The following is a 22,285-nucleotide window of genomic DNA, read 5'->3' as shown; positions in this document are numbered from 1 at the left end:
CCATGGCCGAATTTTCAGCCGTGGGCTTCGCGCAGAGGTCGGCCGCGCAGCTCCTGCCTTGCACCGGAGGCCGGTGCCGCTCAGAAGGCGGCCATGCTGCGCGTCAACGACCTCTCCTACCGCATCGGCGACCGCCTGATCCTCGATGCGGCGACCTTCGCGATCCCCGATGGTGCGCGGGTCGGGCTCGTCGGCCGCAACGGCGCGGGCAAGACCACGCTGTTCCGGGCGATCCTCGGTGAGCTGCCGGTCGACGGCAAGGCCGTGTCGATGCCGAAGGGCATGCGGATCGGCGCCGTGGCTCAGGAGGCGCCGGCCGGTCCCGAAACGCTGCACGAGGCGGTGCTCGCCGCCGATACCGAGCGCGCGCGGCTGATGGAGGAGGCCGAGACTGCCGATGGTCTGCGCCGGGCGGAGATCGAAACGCGGCTCGTCGACATCAACGCGCATTCGGCCCCGGCCCGCGCCGCGGCCATCCTGCACGGCCTCGGCTTCGATGCGGCAGCACAGGCACGGCCCTGCTCCGACTTCTCCGGCGGCTGGCGCATGCGCGTGGCGCTCGCGGCCGTGCTCTTTTCCGAACCCGACCTGCTGCTGCTCGATGAGCCGACGAACTATCTCGATATCGAGGGCACGATCTGGCTCTACGATTACCTCGAAAAGTATCCGCGCACCGCGGTCATCATCAGCCACGACCGCGATCTGCTCGACGAGTGCGTTGATCACATCCTCCACCTCGACCGGGGCAAGCTGACGATCTACCGCGGCGGCTATACCAGCTTCGCCCGGCAGCTCTCCGAAAAGCGTGTGCTGCAGGCCAAGGCCAAGGCAAAGCAGGATGCCGAGCGCGCGCATCTCCAGAGCTTCGTCGACCGCTTCAAGGCCAAGGCCACCAAGGCCCGGCAGGCGCAATCGCGCATGAAGCGGTTGGCCAAGATGGAGCCGATCGCCGCGCTCCTCGAAGACGACGTGCCGGTGATCCACTTGCCGAGCCCGGAGCGGCCGCTCTCGCCGCCGATCGTCGCCATGGAGCGGGTACAGGCGGGCTATGGCGAGCGCATCGTGCTGAAGGGCCTCAACCTCAGCCTCGCGCCGGACGATCGCGTGGCGCTGCTCGGCGCGAACGGCAACGGCAAGTCGACCTTCTGCAAGCTGATCGGCGGACGGCTGCCGCCGCTCTCGGGCGAGATGCGGCGCTCCTCCAAGATGGAGGTCGCCTATTTCGCGCAGCACCAGCTCGACGAGCTGCGCCCGGCCGAGAGCGCCGTCGCCCATGTCCGCGACCTGATGCCGGACGCGCCCGAGGCGCGGGTCCGCTCGGCCGCCGCGCGGCTCGGCTTCCCGGCTTCCAAGGCCGATACGCCGGTGGGCCAGCTCTCCGGCGGCGAGAAGGCGCGGCTGCTGATGGGGCTCGCGGCCTTCGAGGGGCCGCACCTGCTGATCCTCGACGAGCCGACGAACCATCTCGACATCGAGAGCCGCCAGGCCCTGGTCGAGGCGATCAACGACTACGAAGGCGCCGTGATCCTGGTGAGCCACGACCGCTTCCTGGTCGAGGCCTGCGCCGACCGGCTCTGGATCGTCGGCGACGGCTCGGTGAAGGCCTACGACGGCGACATGGACGATTATCGCCGCCTCGTCCTGGCTGGCCCGGACCGCGACGACGATCGCGCCTCGGAGGGCAGCGGTGGCCGGCAGGCCGAGGCGCGCCGCTCGGCCGTGGAGCGCCGCGCTGCGCTGGCTCCGCTTCGCAAGCGGCTCGAGGCGACCGAGGCGCGGATGGAGAAGCTTTCGACCGCCATCGCCAAGATCGACGCGGCGCTCGGCGACGGCACGGCCTTCCTGAAGGATGCAGCCAAGGCCGGCGAGCTGGCCAAGATGCGCTCAGACGCCGCCACGGCTCTGGCCCGTGCGGAAGAGGAGTGGCTGGAACTCAGCGGAGAGATCGAGGGCGCCTCGGCCTGATCCTCCGGGCGGGCTCACGCCCATGAAAAAGGGGCCGCGAGGCCCCTTTCCGTCGCCCGATGCTCACCAGTGACGGTGGCGGCGATGATGATGGTGGTGATGATGATGGTGGCGGTGCCGGCGCCATCCGTGATGATGGTGGTGATGGTGGCCACCATGGCGGACGCTGTGCACCAGCGTCGTATCGTCCTGACCCGCGAGACCAGCGCCCGTCGCGACGGGTGCAGCCTGCGCCGATCCGATCTGCAGGCCGGTGGCCAGGACGAGAGCGGCGAGGCCGCCGAGAAGCCGTGTGGACATCCGAATCCTCCTCAAACGCGAGCCTGTGCCCGCGCGAGACAAGCTAGTGCATAGCTTCGCGAAGCAAAGACATTCCCAGGAACAAAGAAAGATGTTTCGCCGGATAGGGCGATTTTAGTCTGATATATGTCTGAACAGTGTGCACGTTTGCTAATATATTTTAATCCGATTGTATCGTGAACGTGATCGAGTTGGAACGGTCCTCACTCTGAGGATCGGCCATGCGCATGTCGCCTCTTCTCGCAGTCGAGAAGAGTGACGGAGCCCGCTGCGCCCATCGATCGCAGAGATCCGAATGGCTTCGCGAACGTTGTCGAACCAGAGCAGCGGGAGGAGACGACGACATGACGGCTTGGATTGGAGGCCTCGCGGGAGCTGCCCTCGTCACGGCGACCACGGTCGGCGCGATGGCGGCGGGAGGCGATCCACTGGCCGCTCATCTCTGGAAGTCGCGTGTCCTGGTCATCGCGGCGCCCGAGGCGGGCGATGCCCGGCTGCAGGCCCAGCGCGAGGCCCTGGCCTCGGCGCGTGCCGGGGTGTCGGAGCGGGATCTCGTCGTGGTGGAGGCCATCGGTTCGGGCAGGCAGGCGGCGGCGCTGCGGCAGCGCCTCGGCCTGTCGGAGGGCGCTTTCCGTGCCGTGCTGATCGGCAAGGATGGCGGCTCCAAGCTCTCCTCCGGCGAGCCGATCCCGCCGCAAAACCTGTTCGCGACGATCGACGCCATGCCGATGCGGCGCGACGAGATGAAGCGTCGCTGAGGGCCGGGCCGCATGATCTTCCACCCGAACCGCCTCCCCAGCCGCGGGCGGCCGGCGACCTCCCTCGCCCTCCTGCCGCTGGCCGCGGCGGGCGCCTGGATCGCCTGGAGCCATCTCGGCCGCGGGTCCGTACCGCTTCCCCCGGCATTGCCGGGCCGGCGCCGCGTGCTTCGGACGCGGGCCGGCGCGGTGAGCTTCTACGCCTCCGACGAGCGGCCCGGCGTGCCGCTTCTGCTGATCCACTCGGTCAACGCGGCGGCCAATGCCTACGAGGTCCGGCCGCTCTACAAGCATTACCGGCACAGCCGGCCGGTCTATGCCCTCGACCTGCCGGGCTTCGGCTTCTCCGAGCGGTCGGACCGAAGCTACACGCCGCGGCTGATGACCGACGCGATCCACGCGGTCGCTCGGGAGATCCGGGGCCGCCACGGCGGGCCGCCGATCGACGCCATCGCGCTGTCGTTGCCCTGTGCCTATCTTGCCCGCGCTGCGCTGGAGCAGCCGGCGGATTATGCCAGCCTCGGCATGATCAGCCCTGTGGGGTTCGACGAGCGCCTTTCCGGCGACGGTCCGACGGGCGGCGACCGCCGGCACCCGCTGACGCGCGAGATCGTCGGCTTCCCGCTCTGGGGGCGGCCGCTCTTCGATGCCCTCGTGAGCCGGCCGAGCATGCGCTACTTTCTGGAACGAACCTGGGGCTCGAAGGATATCGACGAGGGCCTGTTCGAGTACGACCAGCTCTCGGTACGCCAGCCTGGGGCCGAGTATGCGCCGTTCTCCTTCCTCTCGGGCTACCTGTTCCCGACCGACGTCAGCCGGCTCTATGCAGCGTTGCGCTTGCCGGTCTGGATGCTGCGTGGGTCGCGCGGAGACTTCACGGACTACGACCGAGTGGGCGAGGCCGTTGCCCGGCGAAACTGGACTGTCGATCGGCTCCCGACGGGCGCCTTCCCGCATTTCGAGGACAGCAACGCTGTTTCCCAACTCTACGATGATTTTCTGAGGCGTTCGCGTTGACCTTCGAAATCCCCTGCAACCTGTGCGACGCTGTATTCTTGCATCGCCCGTTCGATTTCCCGGTTAACGACTTGCTGATCCTCGATCTTCTCATGATGATCGGCCGCGAATCAGCTTGAATGAGCAGGACATCGGATGCTCGGAGGCCTGGGAGGGTCCTTTCGACATGCCAGGAGTGCCACGGGCCTCCTGAGACTTCTGCTCGTCCTGTCGCTCATTGTTCCGTCGGCCGTCTTCGCCTTCGTGACGTTGCAGGGCCGCGCGTTGTTACTCGACAATGCGACGAACCGTACCACCCGGATGGCGGAGCTCCTGGCGCAGCAGGCCGCGGCGACCTTCGACGGGTACAATGTCGCTTTCAGCCGGATCGAAGAGCATCTCCTGCATACCGAGGGGCAGTTCCAGGAGAAGATGCTGCACGAGTATCTCTCCGACCTCGACCGAGACATGCGCTCCGTCGATAGTATCGCTGTCATCGACGAGAAAGGCGCAGCCGTCGCGCATAGCCGCTACTTTCCAGTGCCCCGGACGTATCTCGGAGATCGCGAGTACATCCAGAACGCAACACCGGCCACACGCGACCGGCCTGGACCGCTCCAGGGCCGTGACGGCCTCGTGATCGGACTGCCGGTGAAGAGCCGAATTTCGGGAAAGGTCGTTCTTCTCGCCTCGCGTGCCCGCCACGAGATCCCCGGTGCGGCGAACGGTACGCTCGTGATGGCGATCTCGCAGCAATATTTCGAGGAATTCTACCGGACGCTCGCTCTCACCAAGAGCGACCGCGTCGCCCTGATCCGAGCGGATACCCGCGTACTGGCCCAGATCCCCGCTGCCCCCGGACGCCCCTCGATCGACCCAGAGCAGATGGGGAGTCTCGGCCCTATCACCACTGCCACGGCCAGCGAAATCGGCATCCGACAACTCACCGACGGCACGATCGACTACGTCTCGCCCATCGACGGGGCGCGGCGGATCTCGGGTTTCCGGAAGGTCGATGACTACCCAGTCTATGTCGAGGTGGGCTTTTCCGTCGACAACGTGCTGGCTCCATGGCGCAGCCAGGCCCTGATCAACCTGGTGATTACGGCTATCGCCACTTTGCTGCTGTTCTCGGTAGCACGCATGGCGCTCGTCAAGTCGCGGGACGAGGCGGCCATGCAATCGCGGTTGCTCGCCGAGGAGCACCAGCGTCTAGAGGCGGAATCGGCCCTGCGGCAGGCTCAGAAGATGGAGGCGTTGGGCCAGCTCACGGGTGGCATCGCGCATGACTTCAACAACATGCTCAATATCATCCTGGTGAATCTCGAACTCGCGGCCAAGCGCCTGACCGACCGCAGGCCGGACGATCTGGAGCGGGTCGACGGTTACGTTAAGGGCGCGACGCAGGGCGCCGAGCGCGGCGTGGCGCTCACCCGGCGGCTGCTGGCATTTGCGCATCGCAAGGAGGACGAGGACCCGGTGGTCGTCCAGCCCTCAGATCTGGTGGTCGGGGTGCTCGATCTCCTCGGCCAGGCGGCCGGCTCCAAGGTGAGGATCACGCTGGACGCCCCTCGGGGCTTGCGTCCGATCCGGGTCGATCCGAACGAGTTGGAGACGGCGTTGCTCAACCTCGTCGTGAATGCGCGCGACGCCATGTCCGAGGGGGGACGCATCCAGATCTCCGTGCGGGAGGAGGGACGCATGGTCGTCCTGTCGGTGAAGGATACCGGGCACGGGATGGACGCTGAGATGTTGAAGCGCGCGACCGAGCCGTTCTTCACGACCAAAGAATCCGGCAAAGGCTCCGGGCTCGGCCTCTCGATGGTCGAGCGCTTCGCGACCCAGTCCGGCGGCAGCCTGCGGCTCGACAGCCAACCCGGCGCCGGGACGACTGCGGAGATCAGGCTCCCGGCTGCCTCTACCTGACCACTCGGAAACTGCCCGCTCCTCATGGGCATAAGACCGCAAAGGCGGACGAGGCCACTATCGGTCCCGCCCGTTCTCGACCCTCAGTGCTGCGGCAGCCGCTGCAGCGCCTTGAGGAAGATGTCGACGTCCTCGCGGGTGTTGTAGAAAGCGAGCGAAGCGCGGATCGACTGATCGACGCCGAAGCGGCGGAGCGCCGGCTGTGCGCAGTGATGGCCGGACCGAACCGCGACGCCGTGGCGGTCGAGATGCTGTGCCACCGCCGCATTGTCCTGCCCCTCGATCACGAAGGACATCACGCTCGCCTTCTCGCGAGCCGTGCCGATCAGGCGAAGGCCCTTGATGTCGGCGAGGCCAGCCTGCGCGTAGTCCAGCAGGTCGTGCTCGTAGGCCGCGATGGCCGGCAGGCCGACGCTCTCCAGGTAGTCGAGCGCCGCACCGAGACCGACGGCACCGGCAATGTCCGGCGTGCCTGCCTCGAACTTCTCCGGAGCGCCCTTGTAGACCGTCTTCGCGAAGGTGACGTCCTCGATCATGTGGCCGCCGCCCTGCCAGGGCGGCATCGCCTCGAGCAGGTGCCGCTTCCCGTACAAGGCGCCGATCCCGGTCGGCCCGAACACCTTATGACCCGAGAAGACCACGAAATCGGCATCGAGCGACTGCACGTCGATAGGGATATGCGGGGTCGACTGAGCCGCGTCGACCAGCACCGGCACGCCATAGGCGTGGGACAGCGCGATGATCTCGCGGACCGGGTTCACCGTGCCGAGCGCGTTGGCGACGTGGGTGATCGAGACAATCTTGGTGCGGCCCGACAGCAGGGCTGCGAACTGCTCGAAGATGATCTCGCCACGATCATTCACCGGAATCACCCGGAGCGTCGCGCCGGTGGCCTGTGTGAGCAGCTGCCAGGGCACGATGTTGGCGTGGTGCTCGATCGTCGAGACGATGATCTCGTCGCCCGGGCCGATATTGGCGCGGCCATAGGAAGCCGCGACGAGGTTGATCGCCTCCGTCGTGCCGCGCAGGAAGACGATGTCGTCCTTGCTCGGCGCGTTGAGGAAGCGACGCACCTTCTCGCGGCCGCCCTCGAACAGATCCGTGGACCGCGCCGCGAGGGTGTGTGCGGCCCGATGGATGTTCGAGTTGTGGCGGCCGTAGAATTCGCTCGTCGCGTCGATCACGCTCTGCGGTTTGTGGGTGGTGGCCGCGTTGTCGAGCCAGACGAGGCGATGCCCGTTCACGCTCTGGTGGAGCGCCGGGAAGTCTTTCCGCACGCGCTCGACGTCGAAAGGAGCACCCACCGGGACGGAGCCCTGCGAGGTCACGCGCGGCGCCGGAGCGCTGTTGCGGGACGGCTCGACGCGGGGCGAGGCATTCGGCTTCGCCGCACGCGGCGAACCCGTCAGGAAGTAGTAGTCGCCCGACGCGAAGGGCTCGTCGCCGGCGTGATCGACCGTGCGCACGGCATCGCCGCCTGCCGACGGACTGGCCGGCACGAGACCGGGCGCGACCGCGCTGGCGAATGCCGCAGCACGCGGATGATCCGCTGCGATCTGACGTTGCAGATCAGGACCGCCGGGCAGGTAGGCCGCGACATCCGGCACGCTCGGCACGAAGAATTCCGGCAGGCGCGCGGGCGCCAGGGGATCGAGCAGAGGATGCACCGACGGGATCGTCGTGGTGTCGAGGAAGCTCGCGCTCACCGGGGCCGGCGTGCCGCCGACCGGATTGGCAGGAGCCGGCCCGGTCAGCCCCGGCAGCCCAATGGCAGGGCCGCCGGCATTGCGGGCTGCAAGAGCCGGAGTGTCGGGCTGGTAGCCCGACGGCAGAACGCCTGAGGGCGCGGATGGTGTACCCAACGGCGCACCCGGCACCGCAGGATGCCCAGAGGCCTGAGTCGGAGCCTCTGCCCCCTGCGGCAGCTGCGGTGAGGCAGGCAGCGACGGGGAGAAGGACTCGGAAGCCGCCTGGCCCTGGCCATAGATCTCGCGGGCGAGGCGACCGACGAGATCGGCATGGGCGAGATCGCCCGGGGCGCCCGTGGGAACGGCGAAGCCGGCCTCAGGCGTAGTCATGGTAGTTGCCCAGCAGCACGTTATCGAGACGGGCAATGGCGTCCTCGACCAGCACGGCGGCCGAGAAGTAGCGTGTCACGAGATGCGAGGCGATGGAGTGGTCGTTGGTGCCCATGTAGCGCACCGACAGGCCCGGCTCGATCTCGCCCGTCACGCCGGACTTCTGCAGGCCGACCACGCCCTGCTCGCCCTCGCCGACGCGGAGCAGCAGGATCGAGGTGGTCTGCGCGCCGGTGGCCGGATCGGTGTCGATCGGCAGCTTGTCGCTCGGCACCAGCGGCACGCCCCGCCAGGTGATGAAGGGCGCGCCGAACAGGTGCACCACGACCGGCGGCACGCCGCGGCGGGTGGCCTCGCGGCCGAAGGCGGCGATGGCGCGCGGATGCGCCACGAAGAAGGCGGGCTTCTTCCAGACCAGCGTTAGCAGTTCGTCGAGATCATCCGGGGTTGGCGGTCCCGAGCGGGTCGGGATGCGCTGGCGGCCGGGGACCTCGTTGAGGAGGCCGAACTCGGAATTGTTGAGCAGCTCCCACTCCTCGCGCTCCTTCACGGCGTCGACCGTGAGGCGGATCTGCTCGCGGAGCTGGTCGATCTCGTTCGAGTAGAGATCGGTGACGCGGGTATGGGTGTTGAGGATCGTCTGGATCGTCGAGAGGTGGTACTCGCGCGGATGCGTCTCGTAGTCGACGAAAGTCGTCGGCAGGCGCGGCTCACCGTTGTGAACGGCCAGCAGCTCGATGCCCTGCTCGCCCTGGCTGTTGACGTGGCCTTTCAGCCGATCACGCTCTTCGACATATTGCGAGATGCGGTTCTTGATCGCGTCGTCGTCGAGCGCCTTGCGGTCGAGGGTGAGCAGCGTGACGGCGGAGAGGGCCTTCACGGCGGGGGCAGGCTGGCCTTCGCCGGCAAGGGCGTCATCACCGAAGAAGTCGCCGCGGGTGGCGAGGCCCGAGCGCAGGCGGTTGGCATAGGGGCCCGACAGGCTCAGCTCGACGGTGCCGTCGGCGACGATGGTCAGGCTGCGGTCCTTGGCGCCCTCGGCCGAGATCGTCTCACCAGCGCTGTGCTTGCTCTCCTTGAAGGCATCGGCCAGCGCGGCGAGCTCGGCATCGCCGAGGCGGCTGAACACCGGCACGGCCCGGAGCGATGCCGGACTGATCGCGCGCTTCTTGCCCTCAAGGGAGAGGTCGATGCGGCCGGGCTTGGACAGTACCACGGCGCGGCGGTTTACGCGGTAGACACCGCCGCCGACATTCACGAAGGGCAGCAGGCGAAGCAGCCAGCGCGGCGTGTTCGCCAGGTTCTGGACGGACGTGACGGTCGCCGTCGATAGATTACGTGCTGCCGATGCGCTCACGCTCAGTCCCGGTCCGCTCATGGTGTGCCGTCTCCGTGCAGAAATTGGATCGCGAAGTCTTGTTATGCAGGGACGGGCAGCGGACGCTTGGGCATAGGCGCGACCGTGCCGGGCCTGAGCAAGATTTGCACAGGCGTGATCCGAGCTTAAAATGGCTTTTACCGGCGTGAAAACTTCGTTTCATTGCCGGATTGCAACGGTCTAGTCTTGGACGATGAGTCTGGTCAATGAAATGATCATCCAAATTCTGGCCAAGTTTCAGAAAATACATCTATTGGAACTGAATAAATAGATATAAGATTCTAAATAATCCGGATTTCATAAAATAGAATTCTCCAAGAATATTATCTCGCGACAACTTTTAAACGGATCTCATTGGAGAACCTTTTTCCACCATCCCTCAGATTCCGTCGCCGTAGCCGAAGGATTGGTCCATGCTAAGCGCCGGGGCTTCTCCCACGGGGAGCCGGGAGACGACTCTGGCCGGCACGCCTGCGACGGTCGTGTGGGCCGGCACGTCGTTCAGGACGACTGCCGCAGCGCCCACCTTGGCGCCCTCACCAACCCGGATGTTGCCGAGCACTTTGGCACCGACGCTGAGCAGCACCCCGCGCGCGATCTTGGGGTGACGGTCCCCGCTCTCCTTGCCGTTGCCGCCGAGCGTCACGGATTGGAGGATCGAGACATCGTCGGCGATCACGGTGGTCTCGCCGATCACCACGCCGGTCGCGTGATCGATGAACACGCCCGAGCCGATCTGCGCGGCGGGATGGATGTCGGCGCCGAAAACCTCGGAGATGCGGCTCTGGACATGCAGCGCCAGCGTGGCCCTGCCCTGGTGCCAGAGCCAGTGGGCGACACGATACCCTTCGAGCGCGGCCAGGCCCTTGTAGAACAGGAACGGATCGAGATAGCGGCGGCAGGTCGGGTCGCGCTCGCGGATGGCGACGAGATCGCGCACCGCATGGGCGCTCGCATGCGGGTCGGCCTCGAAGGCGGAAAGGCAGAGATCGCGCATGGCGAGCCGTGAGAGATCGCTGTCGCCGAGGCGATGCGCGAGCCGGTAGGCGAAGGCCTGAGCGATGCTCTGCTGGTCGAGCACCGTCGCCTGGACGATTCCGGCATAGAGCGGCTCCTCGATGAGCGCCGCCTCGGCTTCCACTCGTAGTTCCGTCCAGACGGCCTCTACTGTCGAGGATTGGCTCGTCATGCGCAGAGGGACCTGAGGCAGAGCCGAGCGCGCCTCGAGGATGGCACCGAGGCTCACGCAAAGCTCCTCTCAACGGTGGAGTCGACCCAGGTTATCGACGGAGTCGCCACCTCAGTTGATCCGCTTCTCGAAGAGGTCCGGCAGGTACCGGTGCAGGGTATCGTGGCCCTCGAACTGCACGTCGACGGTCACGGTGCCCTCGGGCGCCGGACGCCCCTCTTCATGTGTGTCGATCACGCGGCCCGTGGCGTGTCGCCAGATGCCGAGGGCCTCGGCGACATCGAGGCGCGCAAACACCACTTCGTCTCCAGGCTGCATGTCCTTTCGCCTTCCGACATCCTCGCAATGTTGCCGAGTCGGCGTGACGGGGCCCGGAGAGAAGCCCTCCTCCAAGCCGTCCAGATCGGAGAAACTTTGCGTCGAAGAAGCCCGGTCAAGCAGCATGATTATTCTGCTAACTCATTGTTTATGCTGGATAATTGGTCATACTCATCCGTTTTGCAAGCCTTGTCTCGGGTTCGCGTCCGCGATAGGCGACGAGTGCCGGCAGGAAAGACGCCGGCGGGAGACCTCCCATGAAACTCACCCCCGTCGACGACAAGCTTTCTGTGGCGAGCCAGCCGAGCGAAGCGGAGATCGCCGCCCTCGGCGAGCGCGGCACCGCGCTGCTGATCAACAACCGCCCCGACGGCGAGGAAGCGGGCCAGCCGGGCACGCAGGCGGAAGCGGCGGCTGCTGAGGCGGCCGGCCTCTCCTATCTGCACATCCCCGTTACGGGGCCGAGCCTCTCGCGCGCGGATGTCGACCAGTTCCGCGAGGCCGTGCTCTCCGCGCCCGGCCCGGTCGTCGCGCATTGCCGCAGCGGCACGCGCTCGCTGACACTCTGGGCGATCGGCGAGGTCCTCGCTGGCAATCTCGGTCGTGCGGAGCTGATCGATTACGGCGCGCGGCTTGGCATCGACCTCAGCGGCGCGGCGCGCTGGCTCGACGCCCATGGCGGGGGAGCGGCGTGAGCCCCTACTGGGCCTCGCTCGCCGGCGGTGCGCTGATCGGCCTCTCGGTGGGCGCCATGCTCATTTTTCACGGGCGGATCGCCGGTGTAAGCGGCCTCGTCGCCGGGTTGGGGACGGATCGCGGCGAGCGCCGCTGGGTCGACTCTGCCTTCGTCGCCGGCTTGATGTTGGGGCCGCCGGCTTTCGCCGGCCTTTCGGGCGCGTGGCCCGAGATGCGAATCGTCGCCTCGGTGCCAGTGCTCATCGTGGCGGGGCTGCTCGTCGGTTTTGGGACGCGGCTCGGCTCGGGTTGCACCAGTGGCCACGGTGTCGCCGGGCTGGCGCGGCTCTCGCCCCGCTCCATCGTCGCGGTTTTCACCTTCGTGGCAGCCGGGATGCTGACCGTCGCCCTTGTCCGGCTGGCAGCAGCGTGAGCATGGCGCCGCTCCGCATCCTCGCTGCCCTCGGGCTCGGCCTGATGTTCGGCCTCGGGCTGGCCCTGTCCGGCATGCTCGACCCGGCTCGAGTGCGCGGCTTCCTCGACGTCGGCGGGGCCTGGGATCCGAGCCTCGTCTTCGTGCTCGGCGGGGCCGTCACGGTTTCCGCCCTTGGCTACCAGTTCGTGCGCCGCCTCTCGAAACCGGCTCTTGCCGAGAGTTTCGAGATCCCGACGAACCGACGGATCGACGAGACTCTGATCGGAGGTTCGGCCCTGTTCGGAGTAGGATGGGGCCTTTCCGGCTTCTGTCCGGGGCCTGCGGTCGCCGCGCTCTCCACGGGCGCGCTGCCGGTCGCGGTCTTCGTGGCGGCGATGCTCGTCGGCATGGCAGCGCATCGGGTCTTTGCGCGGCGTATGGCGGATACCGGAATCGGCGCGCGAATTCCTTAATCATTAGCGCGGCCTCTTGGAGCCGGTGCTGCACCGCACTTGACCGACACCGAGGCCCTGGAGCAGGCTTCAAGGCATCGGCACGGTTTTCGCCTGGCCCCAGCTCTAAACTGTTGAACCGATCACGGTTTCTTTGCTCCGGCCGCTCTTGCCGAGGCGAAACGTGCTCCAACCGACGACGGATGATGCACAAGCTCGCACGCCTGATGGCCTGGATGCTCGTTGTGGCGCTCGTCGTCGTGACGCTCGCACCGATCGGCATGCGCCCGGCCGTGATCGAGAACGCGAATATCGAGCGCGCGCTGGCCTACGCCCTCCTCGGCTTCCTGTTTGCCGTCGGATATCCGCGCCACCGCTTCCTCGCCTTTGCGGTGGGCGTTGCCGTCGCAGCGGGACTAGAAGTCGGACAGGTCTTCACCGCGAGCCGCCACGGCCGCGTGCCGGATTTCATGGTCAAGGCCGTCGCTGCCGGGATCGGCGTTATTACCGCCTGGGTCTTCGCACAGCTCTACGCCCGTTTGACCCGCCAGAGGCTGCATCCTGGCGAGTAACTGACTGGGCTGCGCCATGCCCCCCCGCGCGCAGTCGCCCACCATACCTGCATCGGGTGCGCAGAGCCGCTTGAAAAGCGCTGATCCCTTCGATACACCGCAGCCCCTGTGCCGCCGTAGCTCAGTTGGTTAGAGCACTAGATTGTGGATCTAGGGGTCCCCCGTTCGAGCCGGGGCGGTGGTACCATCTCATTTGTCTGATGGCTCAAGGGGTTGGCGAGGGCGCCAGCCCCTTTTTCGTTCGTCTTTGGCTTGCTGTGTTCTCAGCAACGGGCGGGGGATGGCCGCCCCATCGTTAACCCTCTGCTAACCATAACTCCGTCACCCTGACCCTTCACCGCAGATCGAAGGGAAAGGCCATGGCTCGCGACCGGGATTTCGACGCGCTCAGCGAGGCACAGGTGGTTGCGGGTCGCACGGCCCGACGCGGTGTCACTACCGATGCGCGATTCCGGCCCGCCGGTGCCAAACCCATGGCTGAGCTGCTCGATACGATCCAACTCGTCGCCGAGGCGGCCACGGGCGAGCGCAGCTTCCTGCACGTCGACCCGTCGCGCGACAGGCGCTGAAGCGCAGGCGAGGCTTCGAATGAATCAGGCCGCGTATGAGGGCGCGGCCTCTTCGGCGGGGTTGCCGCCTGCCAGCGTCGCGGCGTTTCGCGCGACGGTGAGCACCGCGTCGAAGGGGGGCAGGCGGCCCAGCGTCTCGGCATCGGGCAGGCAGACGATCAGGCCCATATCCTGCCTGATCATGCGCAGGCGCATGATCCGCGCGGCGATTTCTTCCGATTTGCGCTCGTCCGGCAGCAGGCCGACCACGAGGATGTCGGGCCGGCGGACGAGGCAGCGCACCAGGTCGATGGCGACACGCTCACGCGGGCCGATGCCGCCCTCGGTGAAGCCCTGACGGCGTCCCATGGCCGTGCCGGGGCCACTCGAGGCGACGCGGCTGGCGAGGCCGAGGCGGTAGACGGTTGGCTCCAGGCCCTGGTCGGCGAGCACCTGGCGCACCAGGGCGCGCACCCGCTGCTCGGCATTGGCCTCGCCCTGAGTGATACGGCCGAACAGGACGTTTTCCTCGAAGCTCGCAGCGGCTGTGACGCGGGCAGGATCGTAGAGGTCGATCTTGTCCCGGAATTTCGCGGGCATCAGCCGGGCAAAGGAGGCGCGCGCCGCAACGATGCGCTCCTCCAGCTCCGCATCGACCAGGCCAAAGCGATGGCGGGTTTCGCTGTAGCGCAGGGCGAGGCCGATCAGGCGCTCGCGGTCGCGCGCGCCGGCAGGGCCGCGGCGCAGGCTTCCGCCATTCGGCTGGCGGGCGATCAGATCCTCGAAGAAGCCGCGCTCCTGGGCCGGAAACAGCGAGAAGCCATCGAAGAGTGGGTGATCGTCCGGCAATTCCGAGAAGATCTCGACGGTGGCACGGGCGATAGCCAGGCCCATCTCGACGAAGCTGCGGGTCAGGCCTTCCGCCTCCAGAACCGCGCGGAGATAGGGCTGGCCGGCAAGCCGCTCTTCGGAAAAGGTCGGACCCACCGCCTCGCCGAACAGGATGTTCTCGCCGACCGTCGCCTGATGGTTGTAGCGGGCCGGGTCGAAGGCCTCGACGAGACGGGCCATGCCCTGCGCAGCAAGGGTCTCGCGCACGGCCGAGCGGGCGGCGACGACCGCCCGTGCGACAGCCGGTTCGTCGTCGGGGTCGATGGTACCCTCCAGGCCCCGCGAATAGATCAGCGCGTCGAGGCCGGAGAGCTTGAGGAGGGCGATGCGGCCCTGCTCGCCGAGCGCCTCGCGCTCGTCGGTGCGCGCGCCGTAGAGCAGGTTCTGCTTCAGAGTGCCCTCGATCAGGATGGCTTCCGAGCCAGCGAAGGCGATGCGGTGGGCGCGCTCGGCCGGGTCGAGGCCGCGCAGGTCGACGCCGCCATAGGTGATCGCGCCGACGCTCGGCTCGATCTGGCCGGCGAGCAGTGCGGCCAGCGCCTGGATGCCGCTGCCACGTTCGCCAACGATGGCGACGTGGGCCGGCATCGGCAGATCGGCGTCGAGGCCGGTGAGACGTTCGCCGCTCGTCGGATCGTAGGCGCCCGCATCCGTCGCGATCAGTGCGCCCGAGGCAGGAAAGGCCGCGGCGCGGTGTGGGTTCGGCCGTTTGTCGGCGAGCCCCTCGAGGGATTGCGCCAGCTTTCGAAAGGTCGGCGCGGTCTCCATCCGGAGGAACCAGAGCCTTAGGAATGCCGCGACGAGAGCGGCTGCGAGCATGAAGGCGGCGGCCGCCGCGGCGAGCGCTCCGGGCATGATGGGCGTCGATTCCAGTGCGCCTGGACCCCGCCACAGTGCCGTGGCCACGAAGATCGCGGGCAGCAGAACGATCAAGGCGAGAGCCGGCGCACGCGCGTAGGCCAGCGCCGCCTCGGCCCGGGCCAGGGTGCCGTGCGTGGCGCGTGCGCGCAGGCCGAGCCGGCGCCGCTCGAACATAGCCGAACCATGCGCCCGAACGGCAGGCATCCGCAGGATCAGGTCGCCGAGCCCGGCCTCCGCCGCCGTCCGCTCCTGCTGGCGCAGGCTGGTGCGTTCGAGGCCGCGGCGGATCTGGAGGGCGCGGGAGAGACCAACGGCGAGGAGGCCGATGGCCACCGCAGGAATAAGGCGTGGCGCGGCGAGCGCGGCGGTGGCGAGTGCCAGCAAGACGCCGGAGAGCGTCATCGCCGGCACCAGGATGCCGGCGGCGGGCAATCCGGCGAGAGCCGCCCCGACGAGGCCAGGCAGGCCGCGCACATCCTCGCGGGCGCCGGACGGCGCCCGCAGGATCGCATCGACGGCCGTGGCGCGCAGGCGCGTCGCCGCACGGGCCTGCGCAGAGAAGCAGACCCGGGCGACGAGCCAGCCGAGCCCGGCAACGGCCAGTGCTGCGGCGGCGAGGCCGATCAGCGCCGCGAGCAGAAGCCCGTGACCGCTCAAGGGCAGGCCGGGGGCGATCGCCAGGGTTCCTGGCGGATCGCCGGGGATCGGCAGGGCTAGCGCCAGGAAGCGCCGCGGGCTGTCGGCACCCGGCACCATAAGGTCGACCAGATCGCGTAGGCAGAGCAGCGCCAGAAGCGCGAGTGGAGTGCCGAGCCCGACGCCGAGCGCCACGGCCAAGGCGTGCGGCCTCGGCGCCGAGCGCCAGCCGAACAGAATCGGATCACGCTCCATCGACGGGCCACATGGGGCTGCGATGGTGGGGCTCGATACGTCTCATGCAATGGCGGGCTTAGAGGATCGCACCAAGGCAGGGAAGCGCAGGGAAGGTGCGGCCCGTCACATCCTCAGACCAAGCCGCGCTCCTTCAGCAGCGAATACGCGTCTCCGGACACCCAGTCGAAGACTCTCGGCGGCCTTTCCGGCATCCGGACGAGATAACGGACGTTGAAGCGACGGCGGTATCCGCGTTGCCCTCCCGAGCATTGATGGCCCGGCCGTGTTTCAACGACCGATAGCGCGAGGGGGGGCGGAGACGAGGCTACACCGCGCAGGAGGCCCGATTTTCCGATTGCCCGCGATCCGACTAGGGTGGCCTTCCGAAAGCGAGGGGAGCAAGCGGCCTGGGATGGGCGAACGAGCGAGGCAAAGGCCATCCTGGAACCAGGTACCGTGACGGCAACAAGGTTTCCCAAGGCTCTCACGCCCCTGCCGGAGAGCCTCTACGGCGAGCGGATCGTCGCTGTGGGTGAGAGCATCGAGAGCGTCGCCCGCACGGTGACGGATGTCGTCCTCGCGCGACGCGCGGTGCGACGGCGATGGCTGCTTGCGGCCGGCGCATGCGGATTGCTCGCGGCGCTCCTGGCTTTCGTCCCGAGGCATCCCGAGGAAGGCGCGCTCGTTGCAGTGGCCAGCTACGAGGGCTGGATCGGAATTGCCGAGGGAAGCCTACTGGTCTCGTCCGTGCTGCTGCTCGCAGGCGTCGAGTGGCGTTGTGCGGTCGGCCGCATCGCTGAGACGGTGGCGCTGCTCGCCGCGCTCGCCGCCGGATTCTGTGCGGGGACGCCGGCCGAGCCATGGATGAGGGGGACCGGCCTGTCTCCGCCATTCGGACCGGTCGGCTTCTGGCAGGGAGCCGGCATCGCTGCCCTCGTCGTCGTCTGCGCCAGCCACTGGCTCGTCGGTCTCCTGCCCGATCTCGCAGTCTTGCGCGAGCGGGGCGCCTCCCGCCTATATGGCGGGCTCGCGGGCGGCTGGCGCGGCTCGGCCTTGCAATGGCGGATCTGGGACGAAGCCCACCGCGCAACCGCGCTGTTCGGCGCCCTGCTCGCCATTGCGCTGCAGGTGGGGGCATCGGTGATGCAGGCAGCTTCGGCGGTAGCGGGACGGCAGGACACGCTTCTGCCGGTCACCTATCTCGTCGACGCGGTGCTCTCCGGGGTGGGGGCGAGCGCGGCCGTGGTCGTCACGATCCGCGCAGTACATCGGCTCCACAGCCTGATCACCCGGCGCCACCTCGATATCCTGGCCCGGCTGATACTCGTTCTCGGCCTCGCCAGCCTCTATTGCCACGCCACCACCATCCTGGCGGTGCTGCTGCACGGTGACGCGGCGGCGCGGGATACCGTGGCACGGGGCTTCCACGGCGACCTCGCCCCGGCCTTCTGGACGGTGGTCACCTGCGGCCTGCTGCCGCCACAGCTCTTCTGGCTGCCGCGCCTGCGCCGCTCCAGCCTCGCCGTCGCCGGCATCGGGACGCTTGCCGCGGTCGGCGCCTATGCCGACCGGGCGATGGGCCTCGCCGTTACGCTTCGGGACGCATCCACGCTGGTCTCTCCCGCGGCCGATATCGCGGGCATCGCAGCCCTCGCGGGCTCGATTGCCTTGTTCATCGCCGGGCTGATCGTCGCCCTGCAGACACTGCCGATCATCTCGATCGCGCAGATGCGCGCGCTCGTCATCGCGCATAACCCGGCGACATCACCGGCCGGTCCGGCGCTTGAAGACCCGGGCACGGGAGCCGGGCGACTTGTCAGGGGCCAATCGATCGTGGCCGAGTTCGCCTCCGCGCGGGCGCTCGCCGCCGCGGCCGGCCTGCTGCGGGCACGCGACCGCAGCCTGCGCCTCGATGCCCTCGGCCCGGTTCCGATCCCGGAGGCGCTCGAGGTTCTGCGGCCGGCCGTGGTCCCAATCCGCCTGAGGGCGCTTGCTGGCGCACTCGTCGGCGGGACCGGTGTCCTGGCGGTTTGCCTTGCGGCGATCCCGCTGGCGGCCGGCGCCGCGCCGTGGGGAGCCTGGCCCTCTCTCGTCCTTCCAAGCCTGACAGCTGCGCTGACTGCTGGCACGCTCGCGGCTCTCGCGGCGCTGCTCGCGGCGCGCGGCCGCCCGGGGCAGATCGCTGACGGACAGGCCGGCCTGGACCACTTCGTGTTGGCGGCAAAAGTCGATGGCGAGCCGGGTGAAGCCGAGCGTATCGGTCAGCGGCTGTTGGCTCTCCCAGCCTCGGACGGCCGGCCTCTTGCGATCCGGATGGTCGACGGATGAGCCGCCCGCGTGACCCATCGCAAGAGGAGCCAGGGCGCCGGGCGGAGGCCTCGCCGCCTCGAACCGCGCGCGCCTTTCTGCTCGACCCGGCGAGGCGCAGCGCAGCCGGGCTCGGCATTGGCGCGGCAGCCTTTGGCCTCGCCCTGTTGCTGGGCGGCTCGCACCGCCTCGCGGTCTCCTACCTGCCGGCGTGGCTCTGCCTTCTCGCCCTGCCCGTGGGTGCGCTTCCTGTCGCAATCATGGTCGAGCGCGCCGACGCCTGGCGGCCGCAGCCCGAGACGGCGCTCCTCGAGACCCTGCGCTGGCTGCTCGGTCTGATGCCGGTGGCGGCCCTGCTCGGGCTGCCGATCCTAGCCCTCCTGCCGGTTCTCTACCCCTGGGCGGCCGGAGCCGCGCCCGAGTCGCCGCTCTCCGCGATCTGGTTCACCACACCCTTTCTCCTCCTGCGCCTCGCCCTGGTCTTCGCGGTTTGGATCGGCCTCGCCGCGATGTTCGCCCGACGTGGTGGCGAACCCTGGGGCAAGGCTGGACGCATCGACGATGGTCGCGCCATCCTCGGGCTCGGGCTGCACATCGTCTGCGGGACACTCGCGGCGTCAGATCTCGTCATGGCGGTGTTTGTGCAGTTCCATTCGAGCCTCGCCGGGCTCCTGCTTCTTGCGGGCTGGAGCGCGCTGGCGTTGAGCGCGGCGATCCTGGTCGCGTCGCCGGATGTCGGTCCGTCGCGGCGCCGGCTCGATCGGCTGACGCCGCTCGCTGTTCTGCTCGCGATCTGGGCGGCGATGCATCTCGTTCAGGCGCTGGTGCTCGGCTCGCCCGAGGCCGCGCTCTGGTACGGAGCGCGCCTCGTCGGCGAGGGCAGCGTGCTCACCGGATTTGCTGGTGCGATCGTTCTCCTTGCTGCGGCCGTGACCCTGAAGCCCGGCGAATACCGAACCCGCCTCGTGGCGGCGCTGGCGCTGGGGGTGCAGATTCTTGCCGTGTACTGGTTCGTGACGCCCGCGATGCGTGGCTCGTTCAAGGTCACGCTGACCGATGCTCTGGCGCTCGTCGGCGTCGCCGGCATCGCCGTCGGCCTGGTTCCGGCGACGCGCAGACTGTTTCCCAGCCGGTGAGGGTCGCCACCCGCTTCCCAAGCCGGCTTCGCCTGCCCTACATCAAGGGATGATCAACGGCCGCGTTCGCGGCGCGCGAGACGATCTGACCCGAGAGCCGAAGACCCAAAAAGCCCATGTGCGAACTGCTCGGCATGAGCGCCAACGTGCCCACCGACATCCGATTCTCCTTCGCGGGCTTGGCCAAACGCGGCGGCGAGACTGGGCCGCATGCCGACGGATGGGGCATCACGTTCTACGAGGGTGGCCGCGGTTGCCGCTCGTTTCACGATCCCGATCCAAGCGCGCAATCGGAGCTCGCCAAGCTGCTGCGCCGCTTCGCGATCAAGAGCCGCATCGTCGTCGCGCATGTGCGCAAGGCCAATCGCGGACGGGTCAGCCTCGAGAACACCCATCCCTTCAGCCGAGAGCTTTGGGGCCGGCGCTGGACCTTCGCGCATAACGGCCAGCTCAAGGGCATCAAACGTCGGCCCCTCGGTCGCTTCGAGCCGGTTGGCTCCACGGACAGCGAGCACGCCTTCTGCTGGATCATGTCGCAGCTCCAGGAGCGCTGGCCGAAGCCGCCTCGCCCGGCCCAGCTCGACGCCTTCGTCGCGGAGCTGTGCCGTGACCTCGGCACGCTCGGCGTTTTCAACATGCTCCTATCCGACAGCCGGGTGCTCTACGCCCATTGCGGCAAGCGCCTCTGTTACCTGACCCGCTGCGCGCCGTTCGGCACCGCGACGCTGGTCGACGAGGACTGGCGCGTCGACTTCGCTCAGGAGACCACCGAGACCGACGTGGTGACCATGATCGCGACCCGGGCTCTGACCCGCGACGAGACCTGGACCGAACTCGCGCGCGGCGACACGGTGGCGTTCAAGGATGGCGCCGTGCGACTACTGCGGCCGGGACGCCGCGTCGTCCAAGTTGCCTTGCCCTGCTCCTGCGGCTGAGTGATCCGGGTGCGCGTGAGCCACGCCGGTCTGAAAAAGGTCTGAAAGTAACCATAGCTGAGCCGGCATGCCTGCCCCTTGGGGTGCGCCGGCCTTCGCGATGCGATACAGTCCCGATGTCTCGGCAGGGATGGCGCCGGGCCTTCCGACGTTCACCGATCGAAGCACGCTTATCGCATCATGAGCCGCAACGAGACCGCCGAAACCCTCGATCGCCCTGCAGAGGACGTTGCCGAAGGGCGACCGAACCTCTCTGCGAGCATCCGCACGCATCTCGGCGACCAGTTGCGCACCGTCTACGAGACGCTCGGCACGCCGGACGCGGTGACGGCGCGTTTCGCTGACCTCATCGAGAAGCTCGAGGCCGCTCTCAAGGCCCAGGGCGAGCGCGTCGACCCCGAGTTCCGCGATGGCCTGCTCGCGGCAGTGCCCTCACTGCGCGCGTTCGCCCTGTCGCTGACCTCGAACCCGGCTCGCTCGGACGACCTCGTCCAGGACACGCTGATGAAGGGCTGGCAGCACCGCGCCCGCTTCCAGCCGGGCACCAATCTCAACGCTTGGCTTTTCACGATCCTGCGCAACATCTTCTATTCGGACCATCGTAAGCGCGTGCGCGAGGTCGAGGATCAGGATGGATCCTACGCGGCGCGCCTTGCCACTGCACCGCACCAGGGCGACCGGCTCGACGTGGAGGATCTTCAGTCCGCGCTGGCCAAGCTGCCGCCGGACCAGCGCGAAGCTCTGGTGCTCGTCGGCGCCGAGGGCGTCTCCTACGAGGAAGCCGCAGCCATCATGGGTTGCAAGGTCGGCACGGTGAAGAGCCGCGTCAGCCGGGCGCGCGGCCGGCTCGCCGAGCTTCTCGGCTACGACGAGGAGGACCTCGGTTCGGACCGGTTCATCCAGTCGGCGATGCCGAAGGACGCCTGAGCCGGACACGCGGCCTGAACCCGCTGGCGCGAAGTTGGGCATTTCCCACAAGCGCGAGACAGATCTTCCGCTGATTGCAAGGATCAGAAAAGTCCTTTCTGCCTGAGAGGTTTAGCCGGGAAGAATCGGTCGTTCCGGTTTTTCGATGCATCCCTTTTCGAAGTCGCGGCGTTACCGGGCCGTGTCTGCGGCGCTCGCTGCGTTGCGGGAGACTAGAAGTGGAGATGTATCTCATGAAGATCAGAACTTTTCTCGCCGCGACCGCCGTCGCCCTTGCGCTGCCGATGGCAGCGCAGGCTCAGGGTACCGTCCGCGGCGCCGAGCGCGGCGCTCGGGAAGGCGGCGATGTCGGCGGTCCGATCGGTGCCGTCGTTGGAGGTGCCGTCGGTGCTGCGACCGGCACGGTCGGCGGTATTCTTGGCGTCGACGACCGCCCGCGTTTCCGCTCCTACGTTCACGAGCGCAACGTCCGCTCCTACGACTATGACGGCCGCGTCGCTGTCGGTGCCGAGTTGCCCCGTTCGGGCGTGACCTATTACGACGTGCCCACCGAGTACCGCGTTGCGCGCGGCACCCGCTATACCGTCGTCAACGATACCCCGGTGCTGGTCGACAGCCGCGGTCACATCATCGAAGTGATCAACTGATCGCTCGACTACTCTTCGAAAGAGTTAGGAACAGCCCCGGCCGATGCGCCGGGGCTTTTTCTTGGCCGAGACCACGAAATGTCGACTGGTGGACAGTTTTTCGGGGGGCGATTGCAACACTTGGCTGTCTTGACCGTT

20 protein-coding genes and 1 tRNA gene are annotated in these 22,285 nt (G+C 67.9%); 15 read left to right on the top strand and 6 right to left on the bottom strand.

The features are described from left to right. Positions 1-93: 93 nt before the first annotated feature. On the top strand, positions 94-1,965 hold the full coding sequence (locus HCU64_RS05210) for an ABC-F family ATP-binding cassette domain-containing protein (protein ID WP_233382681.1): 1,872 nt from the start codon (positions 94-96) through the stop codon (positions 1,963-1,965). Between the two features lie 63 nt (positions 1,966-2,028). Here HCU64_RS05210 and HCU64_RS05205 read toward each other — a convergent pair whose 3' ends face one another. Next, positions 2,029-2,265 carry a hypothetical protein gene (locus tag HCU64_RS05205; protein ID WP_233382680.1) on the bottom strand — a complete coding sequence of 79 codons (237 nt, stop codon included), beginning with the start codon at positions 2,263-2,265 and terminating at the stop codon, positions 2,029-2,031. Between the two features lie 344 nt (positions 2,266-2,609). On the opposite strand from HCU64_RS05205, the gene HCU64_RS05200 reads away from it, so the two are divergent. The 3 genes from HCU64_RS05200 to HCU64_RS05190 all read left to right on the top strand — a co-directional run bounded on the left by HCU64_RS05200 (position 2,610) and on the right by HCU64_RS05190 (position 5,945). Beyond that, positions 2,610-3,023 carry a DUF4174 domain-containing protein gene (locus tag HCU64_RS05200; RefSeq protein ID WP_233382679.1) on the top strand — a complete coding sequence of 138 codons (414 nt, stop codon included), beginning with the start codon at positions 2,610-2,612 and terminating at the stop codon, positions 3,021-3,023. Positions 3,024-3,035: 12 nt separating this feature from the next. After that, entirely contained in the window at positions 3,036-4,040 is a 1,005-nt protein-coding gene (locus HCU64_RS05195; protein WP_233382678.1) for an alpha/beta fold hydrolase, read from the top strand. Between the two features lie 135 nt (positions 4,041-4,175). Further along, positions 4,176-5,945: an ATP-binding protein gene (locus tag HCU64_RS05190; protein WP_233382677.1), complete on the top strand. Its 1,770-nt coding sequence runs from the start codon at positions 4,176-4,178 to the stop codon at positions 5,943-5,945. An 83-nt stretch (positions 5,946-6,028) separates the two neighbouring features. On the opposite strand, the gene HCU64_RS05185 is transcribed toward HCU64_RS05190, so the two are convergent. From HCU64_RS05185 to HCU64_RS05170, 4 genes are all read right to left on the bottom strand, one after another. After that, complete coding sequence (locus HCU64_RS05185) at positions 6,029-8,023, bottom strand: family 2A encapsulin nanocompartment cargo protein cysteine desulfurase (RefSeq protein ID WP_233382676.1); 1,995 nt, start codon at positions 8,021-8,023, stop codon at positions 6,029-6,031. Further along, on the bottom strand, positions 8,010-9,401 hold the full coding sequence (locus HCU64_RS05180) for a family 2B encapsulin nanocompartment shell protein (RefSeq protein ID WP_233382675.1): 1,392 nt from the start codon (positions 9,399-9,401) through the stop codon (positions 8,010-8,012). The genes HCU64_RS05185 and HCU64_RS05180 overlap by 14 nt, the downstream gene beginning before the upstream one ends. 379 nt (positions 9,402-9,780) lie before the next feature. Continuing rightward, positions 9,781-10,590: a serine O-acetyltransferase gene (gene cysE, locus HCU64_RS05175; RefSeq protein ID WP_233382936.1), complete on the bottom strand. Its 810-nt coding sequence runs from the start codon at positions 10,588-10,590 to the stop codon at positions 9,781-9,783. Positions 10,591-10,701: 111 nt separating this feature from the next. Continuing rightward, a complete protein-coding gene (locus tag HCU64_RS05170) occupies positions 10,702-10,908 on the bottom strand; it encodes a hypothetical protein (RefSeq protein WP_233382674.1) in 207 nt (68 codons plus the stop codon). Between the two features lie 257 nt (positions 10,909-11,165). Between HCU64_RS05170 and HCU64_RS05165 the strand changes: the two genes are divergently transcribed. The 6 genes from HCU64_RS05165 to HCU64_RS05140 all read left to right on the top strand — a co-directional run bounded on the left by HCU64_RS05165 (position 11,166) and on the right by HCU64_RS05140 (position 13,591). Beyond that, positions 11,166-11,603: a TIGR01244 family sulfur transferase gene (locus tag HCU64_RS05165; protein ID WP_233382673.1), complete on the top strand. Its 438-nt coding sequence runs from the start codon at positions 11,166-11,168 to the stop codon at positions 11,601-11,603. Continuing rightward, a complete protein-coding gene (locus tag HCU64_RS05160; RefSeq protein WP_325169956.1) occupies positions 11,570-12,016 on the top strand; it encodes a YeeE/YedE family protein in 447 nt (148 codons plus the stop codon). Before HCU64_RS05165 ends, HCU64_RS05160 begins: the two co-directional genes overlap by 34 nt. A gap of 2 nt (positions 12,017-12,018) precedes the next feature. Continuing rightward, positions 12,019-12,471 (top strand): YeeE/YedE family protein, encoded by a 453-nt coding sequence (locus HCU64_RS05155; RefSeq protein WP_233382671.1) that lies wholly within the window; start codon positions 12,019-12,021, stop codon positions 12,469-12,471. 182 nt (positions 12,472-12,653) lie between these two features. Next, entirely contained in the window at positions 12,654-13,022 is a 369-nt protein-coding gene (locus HCU64_RS05150) for a VanZ family protein (protein WP_233382670.1), read from the top strand. Positions 13,023-13,132: 110 nt separating this feature from the next. Beyond that, positions 13,133-13,209: transfer RNA gene (locus tag HCU64_RS05145), tRNA-His, on the top strand. A 172-nt stretch (positions 13,210-13,381) separates the two neighbouring features. Next, positions 13,382-13,591, top strand: coding sequence for a hypothetical protein (locus HCU64_RS05140; protein WP_233382669.1), 210 nt, complete (start codon positions 13,382-13,384; stop codon positions 13,589-13,591). A 24-nt stretch (positions 13,592-13,615) separates the two neighbouring features. On the opposite strand, the gene HCU64_RS05135 is transcribed toward HCU64_RS05140, so the two are convergent. Continuing rightward, positions 13,616-16,213: an ABC transporter ATP-binding protein gene (locus HCU64_RS05135; protein WP_233382668.1), complete on the bottom strand. Its 2,598-nt coding sequence runs from the start codon at positions 16,211-16,213 to the stop codon at positions 13,616-13,618. 438 nt (positions 16,214-16,651) lie between these two features. Here HCU64_RS05135 and HCU64_RS25405 point away from each other — a divergent pair, with 438 nt between their 5' ends. From HCU64_RS25405 to HCU64_RS05110, 5 genes are all read left to right on the top strand, one after another. After that, positions 16,652-18,523 (top strand): quinol:electron acceptor oxidoreductase subunit ActD, encoded by a 1,872-nt coding sequence (locus HCU64_RS25405; protein ID WP_233382667.1) that lies wholly within the window; start codon positions 16,652-16,654, stop codon positions 18,521-18,523. After that, positions 18,520-19,638 (top strand): hypothetical protein, encoded by a 1,119-nt coding sequence (locus tag HCU64_RS05125; RefSeq protein ID WP_233382666.1) that lies wholly within the window; start codon positions 18,520-18,522, stop codon positions 19,636-19,638. The genes HCU64_RS25405 and HCU64_RS05125 overlap by 4 nt, the downstream gene beginning before the upstream one ends. A 116-nt stretch (positions 19,639-19,754) precedes the next feature. Continuing rightward, positions 19,755-20,573 (top strand): class II glutamine amidotransferase, encoded by an 819-nt coding sequence (locus HCU64_RS05120; RefSeq protein ID WP_233382665.1) that lies wholly within the window; start codon positions 19,755-19,757, stop codon positions 20,571-20,573. A 180-nt stretch (positions 20,574-20,753) separates the two neighbouring features. Continuing rightward, on the top strand, positions 20,754-21,500 hold the full coding sequence (locus HCU64_RS05115) for a sigma-70 family RNA polymerase sigma factor (protein WP_233382664.1): 747 nt from the start codon (positions 20,754-20,756) through the stop codon (positions 21,498-21,500). A 233-nt stretch (positions 21,501-21,733) separates the two neighbouring features. Further along, on the top strand, positions 21,734-22,147 hold the full coding sequence (locus HCU64_RS05110; RefSeq protein ID WP_233382663.1) for a DUF1236 domain-containing protein: 414 nt from the start codon (positions 21,734-21,736) through the stop codon (positions 22,145-22,147). Positions 22,148-22,285 lie beyond the last annotated feature (138 nt).

It is taken from the genome of Methylobacterium sp. C25 (genome assembly GCF_021352225.1).
Lineage (GTDB): Bacteria > Pseudomonadota > Alphaproteobacteria > Rhizobiales > Beijerinckiaceae > Methylobacterium.
This window is presented reverse-complemented; position numbering and strand designations above follow the sequence as displayed.